At 60.8% G+C, this 16,903-nt stretch carries 15 protein-coding genes; 11 read left to right on the top strand and 4 right to left on the bottom strand.

Features of this window, described 5'->3' with window-relative positions; genetic code table 11:
* Positions 1 to 27: 27 nt before the first annotated feature.
* The 3 genes from ACIQWS_RS03710 to glyS all read left to right on the top strand — a co-directional run bounded on the left by ACIQWS_RS03710 (position 28) and on the right by glyS (position 5,255).
* Positions 28 to 1,842, top strand: coding sequence for a tetratricopeptide repeat protein (locus ACIQWS_RS03710; RefSeq protein WP_403170309.1), 1,815 nt, complete (start codon positions 28 to 30; stop codon positions 1,840 to 1,842).
* Positions 1,843 to 2,025: 183 nt separating this feature from the next.
* Positions 2,026 to 2,961 (top strand): glycine--tRNA ligase subunit alpha, encoded by a 936-nt coding sequence (locus ACIQWS_RS03715; protein ID WP_223612383.1) that lies wholly within the window; start codon positions 2,026 to 2,028, stop codon positions 2,959 to 2,961.
* A complete protein-coding gene (gene glyS / locus ACIQWS_RS03720; protein WP_403170311.1) occupies positions 2,961 to 5,255 on the top strand; it encodes a glycine--tRNA ligase subunit beta in 2,295 nt (764 codons plus the stop codon). The genes ACIQWS_RS03715 and glyS overlap by 1 nt, the downstream gene beginning before the upstream one ends.
* Before the next feature lie 51 nt (positions 5,256 to 5,306).
* Here glyS and ACIQWS_RS03725 read toward each other — a convergent pair whose 3' ends face one another.
* Entirely contained in the window at positions 5,307 to 5,735 is a 429-nt protein-coding gene (locus tag ACIQWS_RS03725; protein ID WP_403170315.1) for a hypothetical protein, read from the bottom strand.
* Between the two features lie 167 nt (positions 5,736 to 5,902).
* Here ACIQWS_RS03725 and ACIQWS_RS03730 point away from each other — a divergent pair, with 167 nt between their 5' ends.
* From ACIQWS_RS03730 to ACIQWS_RS03745, 4 genes are all read left to right on the top strand, one after another.
* On the top strand, positions 5,903 to 6,895 hold the full coding sequence (locus tag ACIQWS_RS03730; protein ID WP_403170319.1) for an L-threonylcarbamoyladenylate synthase: 993 nt from the start codon (positions 5,903 to 5,905) through the stop codon (positions 6,893 to 6,895).
* Positions 6,892 to 8,307, top strand: a complete 1,416-nt coding sequence (locus tag ACIQWS_RS03735) for an FAD-binding oxidoreductase (protein WP_403170322.1) — start codon at positions 6,892 to 6,894, stop codon at positions 8,305 to 8,307. Before ACIQWS_RS03730 ends, ACIQWS_RS03735 begins: the two co-directional genes overlap by 4 nt.
* A 286-nt stretch (positions 8,308 to 8,593) precedes the next feature.
* Positions 8,594 to 9,166 carry a DUF6101 family protein gene (locus ACIQWS_RS03740; RefSeq protein WP_346305761.1) on the top strand — a complete coding sequence of 191 codons (573 nt, stop codon included), beginning with the start codon at positions 8,594 to 8,596 and terminating at the stop codon, positions 9,164 to 9,166.
* Between the two features lie 94 nt (positions 9,167 to 9,260).
* Positions 9,261 to 10,553, top strand: a complete 1,293-nt coding sequence (locus ACIQWS_RS03745) for an aminotransferase class V-fold PLP-dependent enzyme (protein WP_346305760.1) — start codon at positions 9,261 to 9,263, stop codon at positions 10,551 to 10,553.
* On the opposite strand, the gene ubiA is transcribed toward ACIQWS_RS03745, so the two are convergent.
* A complete protein-coding gene (ubiA, locus tag ACIQWS_RS03750) occupies positions 10,550 to 11,560 on the bottom strand; it encodes a 4-hydroxybenzoate octaprenyltransferase (protein ID WP_403170328.1) in 1,011 nt (336 codons plus the stop codon). The two genes, ACIQWS_RS03745 and ubiA, sit on opposite strands and share 4 nt — an antisense overlap.
* A 139-nt stretch (positions 11,561 to 11,699) precedes the next feature.
* Between ubiA and purD the strand changes: the two genes are divergently transcribed.
* From purD to ACIQWS_RS03765, 3 genes are all read left to right on the top strand, one after another.
* The gene (purD, locus tag ACIQWS_RS03755; RefSeq protein ID WP_346305758.1) at positions 11,700 to 12,980 is read left to right on the top strand and encodes a phosphoribosylamine--glycine ligase; all 1,281 of its coding nucleotides are present in this window, start codon (positions 11,700 to 11,702) and stop codon (positions 12,978 to 12,980) included.
* Between the two features lie 167 nt (positions 12,981 to 13,147).
* On the top strand, positions 13,148 to 14,479 hold the full coding sequence (locus ACIQWS_RS03760; RefSeq protein ID WP_346305771.1) for a TolC family outer membrane protein: 1,332 nt from the start codon (positions 13,148 to 13,150) through the stop codon (positions 14,477 to 14,479).
* Between the two features lie 109 nt (positions 14,480 to 14,588).
* Positions 14,589 to 15,026: a VOC family protein gene (locus ACIQWS_RS03765; RefSeq protein WP_346305757.1), complete on the top strand. Its 438-nt coding sequence runs from the start codon at positions 14,589 to 14,591 to the stop codon at positions 15,024 to 15,026.
* A gap of 1 nt (position 15,027) precedes the next feature.
* Here ACIQWS_RS03765 and ACIQWS_RS03770 read toward each other — a convergent pair whose 3' ends face one another.
* Both ACIQWS_RS03770 and ACIQWS_RS03775 read right to left on the bottom strand, forming a co-directional pair.
* The gene (locus ACIQWS_RS03770) at positions 15,028 to 15,660 is read right to left on the bottom strand and encodes a LysE family translocator (RefSeq protein WP_346305756.1); all 633 of its coding nucleotides are present in this window, start codon (positions 15,658 to 15,660) and stop codon (positions 15,028 to 15,030) included.
* 118 nt (positions 15,661 to 15,778) lie between these two features.
* Positions 15,779 to 16,177, bottom strand: coding sequence for a VOC family protein (locus ACIQWS_RS03775; RefSeq protein ID WP_346305770.1), 399 nt, complete (start codon positions 16,175 to 16,177; stop codon positions 15,779 to 15,781).
* Positions 16,178 to 16,354: 177 nt separating this feature from the next.
* On the opposite strand from ACIQWS_RS03775, the gene ACIQWS_RS03780 reads away from it, so the two are divergent.
* Positions 16,355 to 16,897: a helix-turn-helix domain-containing protein gene (locus tag ACIQWS_RS03780; RefSeq protein WP_403170335.1), complete on the top strand. Its 543-nt coding sequence runs from the start codon at positions 16,355 to 16,357 to the stop codon at positions 16,895 to 16,897.
* Positions 16,898 to 16,903: the final 6 nt, after the last annotated feature.

The following is a 16,903-nucleotide window of genomic DNA, read 5'->3' on the forward strand; positions in this document are numbered from 1 at the left end:
TGACGACAATGAAGAGGGATTTTGTATATGCAGCGCAGTAAATTGCTTGGCTCCGTGATGGGCGCAACACTCGCTGCCTTGACCATCAGTGTCATTTCCGCACCGGCCGCGACCGGCAAAGATCTGGTAACTGCTGCGGGATCATTGTCCGGCGCCTTCCTCTCTGCCCGCACCGCTGAACGCAGCAATGATTTCGACAGCGCCATTTCCTTCTACCGGCAGGCTCTTGCCTATGATCCGAAGAACAAGGAACTGCGCCAGAGCCTCCTGCTGGTTCTCCTGACCGACGGTCAGTTCAAGGAAGCATTGCCGATTGCGCAGGAACTGAAATCGGTTCCGGAGATCGAACGTTTTTCGCGCCTGGCGCTCGGCATCGATGCCCTGAACAAGAAGCAGTACCAGAAGGTGGATACCCTGATGATGCTGTCGCTCCAGTCGGATCTCGACAGGATGATCACCGGTCTGATTTCGGCCTGGGCCAAGGCCGGGGCAGGCAAGCCCAATGAAGCGCTGGCCATGATCAGCAAGCTGAAGGGTCCGGATGGCTTTGCCCTGTTCAAGATCTACAATTCGGCGCTCATCGCCGACATGGCCGGACAGAAAGACAAGGCGGCAGCGTTCTATCAGAGCGCTCTCGAGGACCGCCCGAGCCTGGCTGCGGCGCCCGATACCTATGAGCGGCTGATCGAGGCCTATGCCTCGTTCAAAATGCGCAACGGTGACAAAGCCGGCGCGGAAACGCTGATCAAGGACGCATCGGAAGTGCTGTCCGGCCGCATGGTTCTGGTCGAATTCGGCAAGCAGCTTTCGTCGGGCAAGGCCGTCAAGCCGCTCGTGGAGACCCCGCAGCAGGGCGCGGCGGAAGTGCTCTATACCTTGGCAACCGCGATCAATCGCAGTGGAGCGGAGGCTTTTTCCAAACTCTATCTGCAGATGTCGCTGCCGCTGCGCCCCGATCACGATGCGACCCTTTTCCAGATCGGTGACATCAGTGCCAAGCTGGAGCAGCCGGAAAAGGCCGTCGAATACTTCACGCGCATTCCAGCTGATTCCGCCTACAACCGCGATGCGGAAATGCAGATTGCCATCAATCTTGCCATCTTGAAGCGCCACGACGAGGCGATCACGCATTTGAACGGACTTCTGGCGGCCGATCCGAAGGATATCCGCACCTATCTTGCCATCGGCAGCATCTATGCGCAGGACAAGAACTACGCCAAAGCCGCCGAAACCTACGACAAGGCTGTTGCGGCGATCGAAAAGCCCGAACGCAATGACTGGATGATTTTCTACCAGCGTGGCATTGCCTATGAGCGGCTGAAGCAGTGGGACAAGGCAGAGCCGAATTTCACCAAGGCGCTTGAACTCTATCCGGATCAGCCGCAGGTGCAGAATTACCTCGGCTATTCCTGGATCGACATGAATATCAAGCTGGAGCAGGGGCTGGACCTGATCAAGAAGGCTGTCGCCTCCCGTCCGCAGGATGGTTATATCGTCGACTCGCTCGGCTGGGCCTATTACCGGATGGGCAATTATGCCGATGCTGTCATCCAGCTGGAGCAGGCGGTGAAGCTGCGTCCCGAAGATGCAACCATCAATGATCATCTGGGCGATGCCTATTGGCGTGCAGGGCGCAAGCTGGAAGCGACTTTCCAATGGGCCCACGCCCGCGATTCCAAGCCTGAGCCGGAAGATCTGGTCAAGATCGAGGAAAAGCTGAAGAACGGCCTTCCCGATGCAAAGGAGCCGGGCGTTGCCAAGAATGGCGGCGGTGCCCCGAAAGCGCCGGAACCTCCAGCGCCGCAACCGGCTCCTGTCCCGGCTCCGGACAACAAGGGCTGATTATCGTGGAAAACAAGGGTGCTGTTCCCGGTACCCTTGCCATGATTTCCGCTGCGGGTGCCTGCGAAAGCCATTGTCATGGCTTCCTTTCTCTTGACCGGCCAGACGGCACGCCTTAGGACGGGCACTCCATTTCCGTTCGTCAAAAAGGCCTGACCGGTGACCGTCCCATTGCCCGATCATATGCACCCGACCCGTTCGTTCCAGGGTCTCATCCTGACGCTTCACAATTACTGGGCCCAGCATGGATGTGTCATCCTGCAGCCCTATGACATGGAAGTTGGCGCGGGTACGTTCCACCCGGCGACAACATTGCGTTCGCTCGGTCCCAAGCCGTGGAAGGCAGCCTATGTCCAGCCATCGCGCCGCCCCAAGGACGGCCGTTACGGCGAGAACCCCAACCGCTTGCAGCATTATTACCAGTATCAGGTGATCATGAAGCCATCGCCTGCCAACCTGCAGGAGCTTTACCTCGGCTCGCTGGCGGCCATCGGCCTTGATCCGCTGCTGCATGATGTGCGTTTCGTCGAGGATGACTGGGAAAGCCCGACGCTCGGCGCCTGGGGTCTGGGCTGGGAATGCTGGTGCGACGGCATGGAAGTGTCGCAGTTCACCTATTTCCAGCAGGTCTGCGGCATTGAATGCGCGCCTGTTTCGGGTGAGCTGACCTATGGTCTGGAGCGGCTCGCCATGTATATCCAGGGCGTCGACAGCATCTACGACCTGAATTTCAATGGCCTCGAGGGCGATGAAAAGGTCACCTATGGCGATGTGTTCCTGCAGGCGGAGCAGGAATATTCGCGGCACAATTTCGAACATGCCAACACGTCGGTCCTGTTGCGGCATTTCGAGGATGCGGAAGCCGAATGCGCGGCGCTTCTGCGCGCGGGCGCTCCCAAGGACGGTGACAACAGCCCGATGCACCGCATGGTCCTTCCGGCCTATGACCAGTGCATCAAGGCTTCCCATGCGTTCAACCTCCTCGATGCGCGCGGTGTGATCTCGGTGACGGAACGGCAGAGCTATATCCTGCGGGTCCGCAATCTCGCCCGGCAGTGCGGCGAGGCGTTCCTTTTGACCGAAGCCGGCGGCGTCAATTTCAAGAGTGAGTCCGTATAATGCCCGATCTTTTGCTCGAACTTCGCTCGGAAGAAATTCCCGCCCGCATGCAGCGCAAGGCGGCCGGTGATCTGAAAAAGCTTGTCACCGATGGCCTGGTCGAGGCTGGCCTCACCTATGAAGCGGCTGGTGACTACTGGACGCCGCGCCGTCTCACGCTGGATATCCGCGGCCTGACCGCACGGTCAAAAGACGTGCATGAGGATCGCAAGGGACCGAGCGTCAGCGCGCCGGAGGCAGCCATTGCAGGCTTTCTGCGTTCCGCCGGCCTGACGGATATTGCACAGGCCCACGTGCACACCGACCCGAAGAAGGGTGATTTCTACGTCGCCCATCTGACAAAGCCGGGCCGGCCCGCCGAAGAAATCATCGCGGAACTCCTGCCAAAGATCATTCGCGAATTTCCATGGCCGAAATCCATGCGCTGGGGGGCAGCCTCGGCAAAGGCTGGCAGCCTGCGCTGGGTGCGTCCGCTCCAGTCGATCGTCTGCATGTTCGGCGGTGAGACCGAAGAACCGGTTGTCGTCGATTTCGAGGTGAGTGGCCTGCGTTCCGGCAATATCACCTATGGGCACCGGTTCCTGAGCGATGGCCAGCCGATCACCGTTCGCCGCTTTGACGATTATGTCGCCAAGCTGGAAAAGGCCAAGGTCGTGCTCGACGCTGATCGCCGCAAGGAGATCATTCTGGCGGATGCGCAGAATATCGCCTTTGCGTCGGGCCTTGAACTGGTCGAGGATGAGGGCCTGCTGGAAGAGGTGTCGGGTCTCGTCGAATGGCCCGTCGTGCTGATGGGCGAATTCGAGGACAATTTCCTCGCCATCCCGCCGGAGGTCATTCGTCTCACCATCAAGACGAACCAGAAGTGCTTTGTCACGCGCAAAGCCGGCGAGACGGACAAGCTCTCCAACAAGTTCATCCTGGTTTCCAACATCGTTGCCAGCGATGGCGGCAAGGAGATCGCCTACGGCAATGGCAAGGTCGTCCGTGCCCGTCTTTCCGACGCGCTCTACTTCTGGACGACCGATCAGCACGATCTGCCCGATATGGAAAAGCTCGCGGCTGCCGCCATCCGCTTCGATCTCGATCTGAAGAAGCCGCTCGATCAGCGCATGGCGCGGCTCGATGCCCTGAATGTAACCTTCCACGCCAAGCTCGGCACCCAGGGCGAACGCGTCACGCGGATCAAGGCGTTGGCACGCGACATCGCGCCGCTGGTCGGGGCCGACCCGGTACTGGCCGCCCGTGCGGCCGCACTGGCCAAGGCCGACCTTACGACGGAAATCGTCGGCGAGTTCCCGGAACTGCAGGGTGGCATGGGCCGCAAATATGCGCTGCTGCAGAAGGAACATCCATCGGTCGCAGCCGCGATTGAAGAACATTACAAGCCGCAAGGGCCATCCGACTTTGTGCCGAGCGATGCGGTTTCCGTGGCTGTGGCGCTTGCCGACAAGCTCGATACACTGGTCGGTTTCTGGGCCATCGACGAAAAGCCGACGGGTTCGAAAGACCCCTATGCCCTGCGCCGTGCGGCGCTTGGCGTCATCCGCCTGCTGCTTTCAAGCGACTGGCAGATCGCGCTTCTTCCGCTGTTCCAGGCCGCCTTTGCGCAACTGCGCGAAGACGCCGTCGAAAAGCATATCGAGCGCTACGAGGCGCAGCAGGCCGCCCAGAATTCCGGCGATGTTGATGGTGAGGAAGATGTCACCAATGCCATTTCCGGTTTTGAAAAGCGTTTGCGCGGTGAGGTGGCCGAGCATGCGCAGCCGGTTCTGCTCGACCTTCTGGCGTTCTTCCATGATCGCCTGAAAGTGCATCTGCGCGAACTCGGCGCACGGCATGACCTGATCGATGCGGTGCTGACGGACGGCGCCGATAATCTTCTGCTGATCGCTCGCCGCGTTGAAGCGCTGGTGGTCTATCTCAACTCGGAAGAGGGCAAGAACCTTCTGGCCGGCACCAAGCGCGCGGCCAATATTCTGAGTGCAGAGGAGAAGAAGGGTACGGTTGTCGCCGATACGGTTGACCCGGCGTTGCTTGCACTCGATGCGGAAAAGACGCTCTTTGCCGCGGTGAATCAGGCTGAGAAGGACGCGGCGCAAGCCATTCAAAAGCAGGATTTTTCCGGCGCCATGATTGCACTGAGTGCTTTGCGTGAACCGGTTGATTCATTTTTTGAAGATGTGCTGGTTAATGACGAGAATCCGGCCGTTCGAGCCAATCGCCTGGCGCTGCTTGCCCGTATCCGCGCAGCCACGAACACGGTCGCTGATTTCTCGAAAATTGCTGGATAATCAACGGGCAGGCGCGAAAACCTCGCGCTTGTCCGCTGGCCTTGCGCTGGCTTATTGCATGCTGGAGCGCAGCGGCGTCGCTTCGACTGCAAGCAATCCGCTGGCGGCGGCGGGTGCCGCTGGTGCCGGCGTTGCCGTGGTTTGCGCGACTGGTGCTGCGTGTGCTGCCGGCAGTGTCGCTGCATTGGCGGTGGCGATAAAGGAGTCCGGTTTGGGGCCGTTGCCCTGAAGGCGGGCCATGTACTGGCGCGAGCGTTCGCGGCGTTCCAGATAGGCCTGAAGCTTGGCGGCTTCCGCCGCGCGCTGCTCGATGCAGGGCGTGCAGACCGGATTGCCATTGGCATCGAAACTGTCATAGCCGACAAAGGTGACCGAGTTTGGCCGTGCCGACGGGCCCTTGAGCTTGATGGATTCTCCGGCGTGCGCAATGGCCGGTGCAATCAGGGCAGCAGCTATGATGGCAAGCAGATGGCGGAACATGTGGCTCTATCCTCGTTGACCGCCCATCTCTATCAGCCAAACCTTGCTAATTTTTACCACGGGTGGATTCAATTTTACGCATCACCTCATACGGTGAGTTCATCAGCGCAGGCTTGCGGCGAGCCCTGCCCATCGTGTAGGCAATGCGCACGATCGGAGAAGCGCCCTTGGCCGAGACAATAGCACCAGATGAACAGGCAATTCTGAAGGCGGCCCAGACGCTGGCTGCAGGCCAGCTTGTCGCCATTCCGACCGAGACAGTCTATGGCCTGGCGGCTGACGCCACCAATGGCGATGCCGTTGCCGGCATCTTCGAAGCGAAGGGCAGGCCGCATTTCAATCCGCTGATCTGCCATGTCTCGGATATCGCCATGGCGGAACGCTATGCGGTGATCGATCCATTGTCTCGCAAACTGATGGATGCGTTCTGGCCCGGTCCCCTGACACTGGTCCTGCCGTTGCGGCCCGACACCCATATTCATCCCCTGGTGGCCGCCGGTCTCGATACGGTGGCATTGCGCATGCCGCGCGGTATCGCCGGAAAGATCATCGCAGCGCTCGGTCATCCCCTGGCTGCACCCAGTGCCAACACGTCGGGCAGGATCAGCGGCACCAGCGCACAGGCTGTGGCCGACGATCTCGGCAGCAAAATCACCCTGATCCTCGATGCGGGGCCGTCCGAGGTCGGGCTGGAGTCGACCATCGTCAAGGTGGATGGCGACGCGGTTCTGTTGCTGCGGCCCGGCGGGCTTGCCGCCGAGGAGATCGAAGTTTTGATCGGCCGGTCATTGCAGCGCATGGACCAGCGTGCCGCCATTGAAGCGCCCGGCATGATGGCCTCGCACTACGCTCCTGCCGCCGGTGTCCGCCTCAATGTGCACGAGGTGCGGGATGGCGAGGCATTGCTGGCCTTCGGTCCGGACCGCGCTGCGGATGCCGATAGGGCGAGCGCGTGTCTCAACCTCAGCGAGACGGGCAATCTGCGTGAGGCCGCCACCAATCTTTTCGATTACATGAAGCGTCTCGACCGTCTCGGCGGTGCCGTCATTGCTGTCGAGCCGATCCCCTTCACCGGACTGGGCGAAGCCATCAATGACCGCCTTGTTCGCGCTGCCGCGCCGCGCGTGCCTCCCATAGAAGAGTTGGAACAGATCAAATGACCCTGACGCCAGACCTTGTTGCCCGTTTTACTGCCATCGTGGGTGAGAAAAACGCCTTGCATGACGCGCAGGACATCGAACCCTACCTGATCGAGCCGCGGGAAAAATTCGGCGGCAAGACAGGGCTGGTTTTGCGGCCGTCCACCGTCGACGAGGTTTCGGCAATCCTCAAACTGGCGACTGAAACCGGTACGGCCATCGTGCCGCAGGGTGGCAATACCGGCCTTGTCGGCGGCCAGATGCCCGATGGGACAGGCCAGCAGGTCATCCTGTCACTGTCACGCCTGAACAAGATCCGCTCGGTCGAGCCCGCCGGCAATCTCATTATCGTCGAGGCCGGTGTCGTCCTGCAGAAATTGCAGGAAGCGGCAGAACAGGCCGGGCGCCTGTTTCCGCTTTCGCTGGGCTCGGAAGGCTCCTGCCAGATCGGCGGCAATCTCTCCTCCAATGCGGGTGGCACGGCGGTGCTGGCCTACGGCAACACGCGCGAACTCTGCCTTGGCGTCGAGGTGGTACTGCCGACCGGCGAGATTCTCAACGATCTGCGCTACGTCAAGAAGGACAATACCGGCTACGACCTGAAGGATCTGTTTGTCGGCGCGGAAGGCACGCTTGGCGTCATTACTGCGGCTGTCATGAAGCTCTTCCCGCTGCCCAAGGGCAAGGGTGTTGCCTATGCCGGGCTGAACAGCCCCGAGGACGCCTTGAAACTTCTGGGGCTGGCGCAGAGCCATGCGGGTGCGGCGTTGACCGGCTTCGAATTGATGCCGCGTATCGGCGTCGAGTTTTCGGTGGCGCATACGGAAGGTGTGCGCGATCCGCTGCAGGGCGTGCACAACTGGTATGTGCTGATCGATATTTCCTCGTCGCGCTCGGCTGAAGATGCGCGCGAGACCATTGAGGCCATTCTGACGGAGGCTTTTGAGGCGGGACTGGTCGAAGATGCCACGATCGCCGACAGCACCGCGCAGGAAAAATCCTTCTGGCATATGCGCGAAGCCATGTCGATGGCGCAGAAGCCCGAGGGCGGCTCGATCAAACACGACATTTCCGTGCCCGTGGCCCGCATCCCGGAATTCATTGCCGAAGCCGATGCCGCCGTGCTCGCGATGATACCCGGTGCGCGCATCGTTTCCTTTGGTCATATGGGCGACGGCAATCTGCATTACAACATCACCCAGCCCATCGGTGCCGACAAGGAAGCGTTCCTTGCGCGCTGGGGCGAGGTGAATGCCCGCGTGCACGGGATCGTCCGCGCCTACAAGGGATCGATCTCCGCCGAGCACGGCATCGGCCAATTGAAGCGCAAGGAATTGTCGGAAACCAAGTCGCCGGTGGCACTCGATCTGATGCGCCGGATCAAGGCATCCTTCGATCCGGCCGGCATCATGAATCCCGGCAAGGTGATCTGAGCGCGCTGATTCATGGTTTTATCGATGGCGGGGAAGCGTTTCGATGCAAGTCGAGCTTCCCCGTCAGTCTTTTGTTTATCTCTCTTTTTGAAACCTTACCGATGGTCGAATTTCGATAACCATTCCCCGCGATGAGAAACGGTTAACCGCGTTCGTTAAGCGGAAGCGGGGGGATTGGCGCCTATTGTTTCCCCATACGAGACCAGAAAAAATTGGTCCGCTTCTACAGGGAAATACAAAAGAGAAGACCGGAAAACCGGCTCTCAGGATCGACAGAAGGCGTCACATGAAAAAAGCCGGAGCAAAGCCGGTTTGGGCAGGCCAGGAATTCCGGCTCGACCCATTCCACCTGCCACAGACCGTCACCTACGCCACGCGCGATGACCGGGGCGACATTACCTTCTCGCTGCATGAGCGCGGCGCGGTGGTCAAGCGCGTACTGCCGAACAGCAACCTGCCGGTCTCGCTGGCCCTGCCCGTCTGCGCCTTTCAGGGCGTGACGGCCCGTGCCGCCGAGGACGAGCTTGGCGACATCACCGTGACGCTCGAACTGATGCACAGCGATCCGCATCTTTCGGTGCCGCTGCTGGTCGCCCATGATCTCAATGATATCGCGGCGGACTGGCGGGCCTGGTCCAATCTGTTCAAGCTGCCGATGATGCTGGTCGAGGAAGACGGCGAAGCCCGCCATCTCGAGCAGAGCATCGGACCGGTTGCCGTGGGCGAACCCGTGGAACGCCGCCAGGGCCGCGAACCGCGCCGCCGCCGTCCGCGTTTTCTGGCTCGCCGCAAGATGGGCGATCTCGGACTGCGTCTCGTCGTCGGCGGTGAGGAAATCATCGCCTCCGGCAACCGCTGAACAATCGGCTTCACCGTCCATTCCTTCATGCAGCTGTGACATTGGAGTCCTAATCAGGAACCAGATGGAACACAGCGCGTGAAGGATCGGTCCGATGCCAGGTATAGAACGTCGTCATTTTCTGATGGGCAGCGCGGCAACCGCGCTCGCCGCAACAATCGTCAAGGCATCAGCCATGGAAACAGCGGTGCTTCCTGCCGCCAATGACACGGCTATTGCCACGGACCGTGCCTATTGGGCCGCCGTGAGCGATCTCTACGATGTGGAGCGCTCGATCGCCAATCTTGAGAATGGCTATTGGGGTATCATGGCCCGCCCTGTGCTGCAGGCCTATCTGGAAAACACCCAGCGCGTAAACCGGCAGAATACGGTCTATGCCCGCAATGCCTTTGGCAAGGATGCCGAGGATGTGCGCAACCGGGTTGCCGGGGCGGTTGGTGCAGCGCCGGAGGAGGTCGCCCTGACGCGTGGCGCCACCGAAGCCCTGCAAAAGCTGATCACCGGTTACAACAAGCTGCAGCCGGGCGATGCGGTGATCTATTCCGATCTCGATTATGATTCCATGCAGTATGCCATGAATGCGCTGGCGGGCCGCAGGGGCGTCGAGGTCAAGACCTTCGCCATTCCGGAGCCGGCGACGCGGGAAGCCGTGCTGGATGCCTATCGCACGGTGCTGGAGGCGACCCCCAAGGCAAAGCTGCTGCTTTTGACCCATCTGTCCCATCGCACCGGGCTTGTCATGCCCATTCGCGAGATTGCCGACATGGCCCGTGCCCGCGGCGTGGATGTGGTGGTTGATGCAGCCCACTCCTGGGGGCAGATGGATTTCAAGGTAACTGATCTCGGCGCGGATTTCGTCGGCTTCAACCTGCATAAATGGATCGGCGCACCGGTTGGCATGGGCTTCCTGTACATTCGCAAGGAAAGGCTGGCCGATATCGACCGCGATCTGGCCGATGAAGACTGGCCGAAGGACGATATCCGCTCGCGTGTTCATACCGGTACGACCAACTTCGCCGCGACCTTGAGCGTGCCTGCCGCGCTCGATGTGCACGAGATGATCAGCTCGAAGCGCAAACAGGCACGCCTGACCTATCTTCGCAACTATTGGGTGAAACAGGCGCGGGCGATCGAAACTGTTGAAATCCTCACGCCCGACGATGATACCATGCATGCCGGCATCACGTCGTTCCGCATCAAGGGCAAGATCAGCAAGGACGATAACAACGCCTTGATGACGGCACTGCGCGACAAGCATCGTGTCCTGACCGTCCGGCGCACCGGGGTGGCCAAAGGCCAATGCCTGCGGGTTTCGCCCGCGCTCTACACGAGCGAGGCTGAGCTTGACCGTTTGGTTGAAGGCTTGAGTGCGATCAGTTCAAGCTAAAAGAACGGTTTGACCACCGTCCACAGCGCGCCGAGCACCAGTCCGGCAAAAATCAGCCAGCCGACAACCTTGTTGGAGTGGAAGAGGCGCAGGCATTGTGCGGGATCGTCGATGTCGAGCACCATGATCTGGCGGTACATATGTGCTCCTGCCGCCAGAAGACCGGCAACGGCGGGCATGGGCACTTCCGCCATGGCAAAGGCTCCGAGGAACAGCGCCAACGCGCCGCCATAGAGCACCATCAGCGCTTCGCGGGTGCGGCTGCCGAACAGCCGCGCGGTCGAACCCACGCCGACGAGGGCATCGTCTTCCTTGTCCTGATGGGCGTAGATCGTGTCATAGCCGATCACCCAGAGGATCGAGCCGGCATAAAGTAGCAGCGGCGGGAGAAAGTCTTTCAGCGTCGCTGGTGCCCCGAAATGCGCGGACCAGCCGACAAGGGCACCCCAGGAGAAGGCAAGCCCGAGCACAAGCTGCGGCCAGTTGGTGATGCGCTTCATGAACGGATAGATCGCAACGATCACCAGCGAGGCGATGGAGAGAAGAATGGTGAAGAGGTTGAACTGGATGACGACCAGCAGTCCCACAAGCGCCTGCAGCACTATAAAAATTTTGGCCTGTTTGCGCGTCACCTGGCCCGAAGGCAGCGGACGCGAACGGGTGCGCGCCACCTGGTTGTCGATGTCCTCGTCGGCCAGATCATTATAGGTGCAGCCCGCGCCGCGCATGGCGACCGCACCGATCAGGAACAGGGTGAGGTGCCACGGGGAAGGAATGATCGACCAGACGGAATCGCCGACCTTGGCGCCGGCACTTGCCGCCAGGGCGACGGACCACCAGCAGGGCCAAAGCAGGAGCCACCAGCCGATGGGGCGGTCCCAGCGCGCCAGCTGCGCGTAGGGCCAGAGCCAGGCTGGCAGTGCACGATAAACCCAATGTCCCGACGGCGCGTCGAAAACGCGGCCCCGGCCTTGGCTTGACTGTATGATGTCTTTTTCCGGTGTCATGGCGTGACCTTGCAGCGGGCGCTGCGCCAGTCAAGTAAATTACGCCTGAATTCGGGGCAAATCTGTGATTGCGCGCTTGACCCTTCGCGCCCGACGCCATACCGACACAGCAACCCCTTCATGCACGGAGCAGAAAACGATGAACGTCTTGCTTATTGGTTCCGGTGGCCGCGAACACGCTCTGGCCTGGAAGATCGCGGCGTCTCCTGTGCTGACAAAGCTCTACTGCGCTCCCGGCAATCCCGGCATTGCGCATGAGGCCGAATGCGTGGCGCTCGATCCGGCCGATCACGCCGCCATCGTTGCATTCTGCAAGGAAAAAGCGGTTGATTTCGTGGTTGTCGGCCCGGAAGCACCATTGGTTGCCGGTATCGCCGACGATCTGCGCGCCGCAGGCATTTCCGTATTCGGCCCGTCCAAGGCGGCTGCGCAGCTTGAAGGCTCAAAGGGCTTCACCAAGGATCTCTGCGCCCGCTTCAACATCCCGACCGGTGCCTATGGCCGCTTCAGCGATGCTGCAGCCGCCCGGGCCTATGTGGAAAAGCAGGGTGCGCCCATCGTGGTCAAGGCGGATGGTCTGGCGGCAGGCAAGGGCGTCGTGGTGGCCATGACCGTGCAGGAAGCCCTCGACGCGGTGGATGCCTGCTTTGACGGTGCCTTCGGTGGCGCCGGCGCCGAAGTGGTGGTGGAAGAATATCTCGATGGCGAGGAAGCCAGCTTCTTCTGCCTCTGCGATGGCAAGACAGCCCTTCCTTTCGGCACGGCACAGGATCACAAGCGTGTCGGCGACGGCGATACCGGTGCCAATACCGGCGGCATGGGCGCCTATTCGCCCGCACCTGTGATGACGCAGGCGATCATCGACCGCACCATGCGCGAGCTGATCGAGCCGACTATGCGCGGCATGGCGGAAATTGGTGCGCCGTTCAGCGGCGTGCTGTTTGCCGGCCTGATGATCACCGGGGACGGCCCGAAGCTGATCGAATACAACACCCGCTTCGGTGACCCGGAAACACAGGTGCTGATGCTGCGGCTGAAGGACGATGTGCTTCTCCTGTTGAAGGCAGCCGCCGATGGCGCGCTGGACCAGATGTCGGTGCGCTGGAACGACGATCCGGCGCTGACCGTCGTCATGGCCGCAAAGGGCTATCCAGCATCTCCGCAGAAGGGCAGCGTGATCCGGGGTGCCGATGCGGCGCAATCGGATACGGTAAGAATATTCCATGCGGGCACCGCCGAGAAAGACGGCGCGCTTGTCGCCAATGGCGGGCGTGTGCTTAATGTCACAGCGAGCGGCAAAACGGTGCAGCAGGCGCAGGACGCCGCCTATGCTGCGATTGCCCGGATCGACTGGCCGGAAGGCTTTTACCGGCGTGATATCGGCTGGCGCGCTATCGCCCGCGAGAAGGGTGAGGTATAGTAAAAACGCCGTTCATCCGGTTTTCAACATTGACATCGGCGGTTCGTAGCGCAATGTCTCATGCAAATCGGAACGAACGGTTCGCTGAGCCGAGTCCTCTGTTCAAACTGTCGGAGAAATTCACCGTGTCCATAACAGCCAAGCGAAGCCTCACTGCGATCCTGCTGATGACTTCGGTTCTGACAGCAACGCCTTCCATGGCCGAAACGATTTTCGGCGCGATGTCGAAGGCCTATCAGAACAATTCGACGCTGAATGCGAACCGCGCGGGCGTCCGGGTAACGGACGAGAACGTGGCGATTGCCAAATCCGGTTACCGCCCGAGGGTGACCGGCCAGGTCTCGGTCAATACAGAGCGCAGCAAAATTGATGGCCAAAGGGCAGTAACGAAAAGCTCCTCCACCGAAGGTGTCGAGGTTGACCAGATGCTGTTCGATGGTTTCCAGACCAGGAACAACGTTGCGGCGGCAGAGACCGGTGTGCTTGCGGCCCGCGAAAACTTGCGCGGCAGTGAGCAGAATATTCTGGCGACGACCGTGCAGGCCTATATGGATGTCTACCTCAACCGCCAGATTGTTGCTCTGCGCGAAAAGAACCTGGCATTCCTCAACGAGCAGGTGCGCTCCAACCGTGCACGGTTCGATGTGGGCGAGGGCACCCGCACCGACGTCGCCCAGGCAGAAGCATCGCAGGCGACAGCCGTCAACGACCGCAATACCGCCCGTGCCAATGTGAAGATTGCCGAAGCCACCTACATCCAGACCGTCGGGGCTACTCCAGGGTCTCTGACTGCGGCGGCAACCGCCAAATCCTTGCCGAAATCGCTCAATCAGGCCTATTCCATCGCCGATGCCAATCATCCGCTGATCGGGGCTGCGAAACTCAACACCGATGTTGCCGGGTATCAGGTCAAGGTGAACGAGGGTGTGCTGCTGCCGCAGGCCGGCGCCACGGGAACGCTCAGCCGGACGGATTTTTTCCAGGGCGGATCGGCGACCTCACCCAACAATTCCGCAGCATCGGCCAAACTGAACGTGACGATTCCGATCTATGGGGCCGGTCGAACAGCGGCAACAGTGCGCCAGTCGAAGGAAAATCTCGGCCAGCGGCGCATCGAGGTGGATGTGTCGAAAGACAGCGTCCGTCAGGCCGTTGCGGCCGCCTGGTCAAAACTGGATGCCGCGAGAGCCTCGATTGTGGCGCAGAGGAGCGTTGTGGCCGCAGCCCAGCTTGCGCTCAATGGCGTGATCGAAGAGCGCAAGGTCGGGCAGCGCACCACCCTCGACGTCTTGAATGCTCAGGCCGATGTCATCACAGGCCAGCTCGCGCTGGTGCAGGCGGAGCATGACAGCGTCGTCAGCAGCTATCAGGTTCTTTCCGCCATGGGCCGCCTGACGGCAAAGCAGGTTGGCCTGCAGGTTGCCGAATACAAGCCGGAAGAGCATTTTGACGCCGTGAAGGACAAATGGGGCGGTACAAAAACCCCCGACGGCCGCTGAACAGGCCCTTTGAGTATCCCAGATCCGGAGCGCCTTGGCAGGGGCGTTCCGGATTTTGCTTTACGGGATACGGTTCACACCCAGGATATCAGAACCCGAGGAGACATCCATGCAGGCAACGAGTGTTCCGTTTTCTCTGGTGGGCATCGATCATGTGGTCTTTCTCGTCGATGACATGCCGTCCGCGCTGAAATTCTACTACGAGGTTCTCGGCTGCCGGCCTGGCTATATCTATCCGGCGCTCGGGATGGAGCAGGTCTGGTGCGGGTCGGCGCTGATCGTCCTGTGGGACATGACCCACCCCGGCGCCGCCAGTGCTGTTCCGCCGGTGACGGGCGGGCGCAACGTCGATCATGTCTGCATCGCAACCGGGCCGTTCGATCATGAAGCGCTGCGCGCCCATCTCGATGCCCATGGGGTCGAGATCGAGCGGGAGGCGATGCATGGCGGCGCCCGCGGTATGGGACACTCGTTTTACATCCGCGATCCCTTCGGCAACAAGATCGAGATCAAGGGACCGGCGGTCTATCCGGACGGACGAGGCTAGATCAGCTCTTCTGCAGGGCGAGATGAACGCCGAGCCCCACCAGGATTGTTCCGCCGGCACGCTGCATCAGCCGCTGGGCATGGCTTGAGCGCTTCAGGCGCGTGACCACGGCTCCCGCCAGGATCACGCAGACCAGATCGGCGGAAGAGAACATCAGATTGACCATGGTTCCGAGCAGCACGAACTGCAGCCAGACCGGAAACGCCGCCGAGGTGTCGATGAACTGCGGCAGGAACGCCATGAAGAAAATCGCCGTCTTCGGGTTAAGAACCTCGACGCTGATGCTTTCAAGAAAGGCGCGGCGGGCGGATTTCTGCTCCACGCCCGGCATGGTGACATCGCCATTGACCTTGGCGCGAAACAGCGAAATGCCAAGCCAGACCAGATAGGCCGCGCCGCAGAATTTGACCGCGAGATAAAGCACCGGCACGGCATGGAACAGCACCGACAATCCGGCCGCCGCAGCAAACACATGCACATAGCCGCCGAGATGAATGCCGAATGCCGCCATCAGCCCGGACCAGCGGCCGCGCGCAATGGTTTGTGCCGCCGCGTACAGCATGGCGGGGCCGGGAATATAGGCAAAGATCGCCGTGGTGATGAAAAAAGCGATCAAAAGTTCGGTGGATGGCATGTGCTGCTCCGGACGTGGGTCCCAGGGGAATGGAACTGGAACTATAGACAAAAAGTGTCCGGGCGGAAGCGGCATTCGGTTTTGGCCGGGGTGTCATGTCGCCCATCCGTCTCTCCGATCATTCCGGTTGATTGAAAACGGCCTCGATGCGGTGTCCGTCGGGATCGATGACAAAGGCTGCGTAATAATGCGCGCCGTAATGAGGCCGCAAGCCGGGTTTGCCGTTGTCGCTGCCGCCATGGCTGAGAGCCGCCGCATGAAACCGGTCGACAGCTCGCCGATCCGGTGCGGCAAAGGCAAGGTGAAAGCCGGGCCCGGGCGCGTGTTGGCCCTCCGGGCGATGCTTGATCGCCAGCTTGTCGCCGCCACCCGGCGCGCCATAGCCGACCGCCTGATCCGCTTCACCCGGCCGCAAATCCTCCCAGACCCTGACATATCCAAGCGGGGCAAGCGCCGCGTCGTAAAAAGATGCCGCGCGCTCGATATCGGCAACGCCGAGCGAAATGTGATGAAGCATGTGCATGGCGGGGAACTCCGGCGCAGTTTGATAGGATGTGATGAGATGCTAAGCGCCCATCGATTGGGACACAAGCGGCGCCAACATCCGGAATACCTCCATGAGACGCGGTTGACATATTTCCTATATAGAGATAATTTCTCATATATGGAAAATGTCTCGATTGATACCGCTGCTATGGATCAACGCATCGCCAAGCGCCTCAAAGCATTGCGGGCGGAGCGCGAGTGGTCGCTGGATGAGCTTGCCCGCCGCAGCATGGTGAGCCGTGCGACGCTGTCCCGGCTCGAAAATGCCGAGGTCAGCCCCACCGCCCAGGTGCTCGGCAAGCTGTGCTCCACCTATGCCCTCACGATGTCGCGGTTGATGCATATGGTCGAGGATGAGTTCGCACCGCTGATCCGCCGCGATGCGCAAGCCGTGTGGATTGATCCGAGTGTCGGCTTCAAGCGCCGTTCCGTATCGCCGCCGGCGCAGACCCTGGCGGGAGAGATGCTGGAATGCGAACTCGATCCGGGCGCCAGCATTTCCTATGACAACCCGCCACGGCCGGGTCTCGAACACCATTTGCTGCTGATCGAAGGCCAGCTTGAGGTGACCGTCGATGGCCAGACCCATGCTCTCAATCCCGGCGACTGCCTGCGCTATCAGCTGTTCGGGCCCAGCGCCTTCGCCACATCCGAACATTCCGGTGCACGCTATGTGCTTTTCATGCTGTGAGGCCCC

The sequence above is a fragment of the Phyllobacterium sp. NPDC097923 genome (assembly GCF_044760925.1).
In the GTDB taxonomy this organism is placed as follows: Bacteria; Pseudomonadota; Alphaproteobacteria; order Rhizobiales; family Rhizobiaceae; genus Phyllobacterium; species Phyllobacterium calauticae.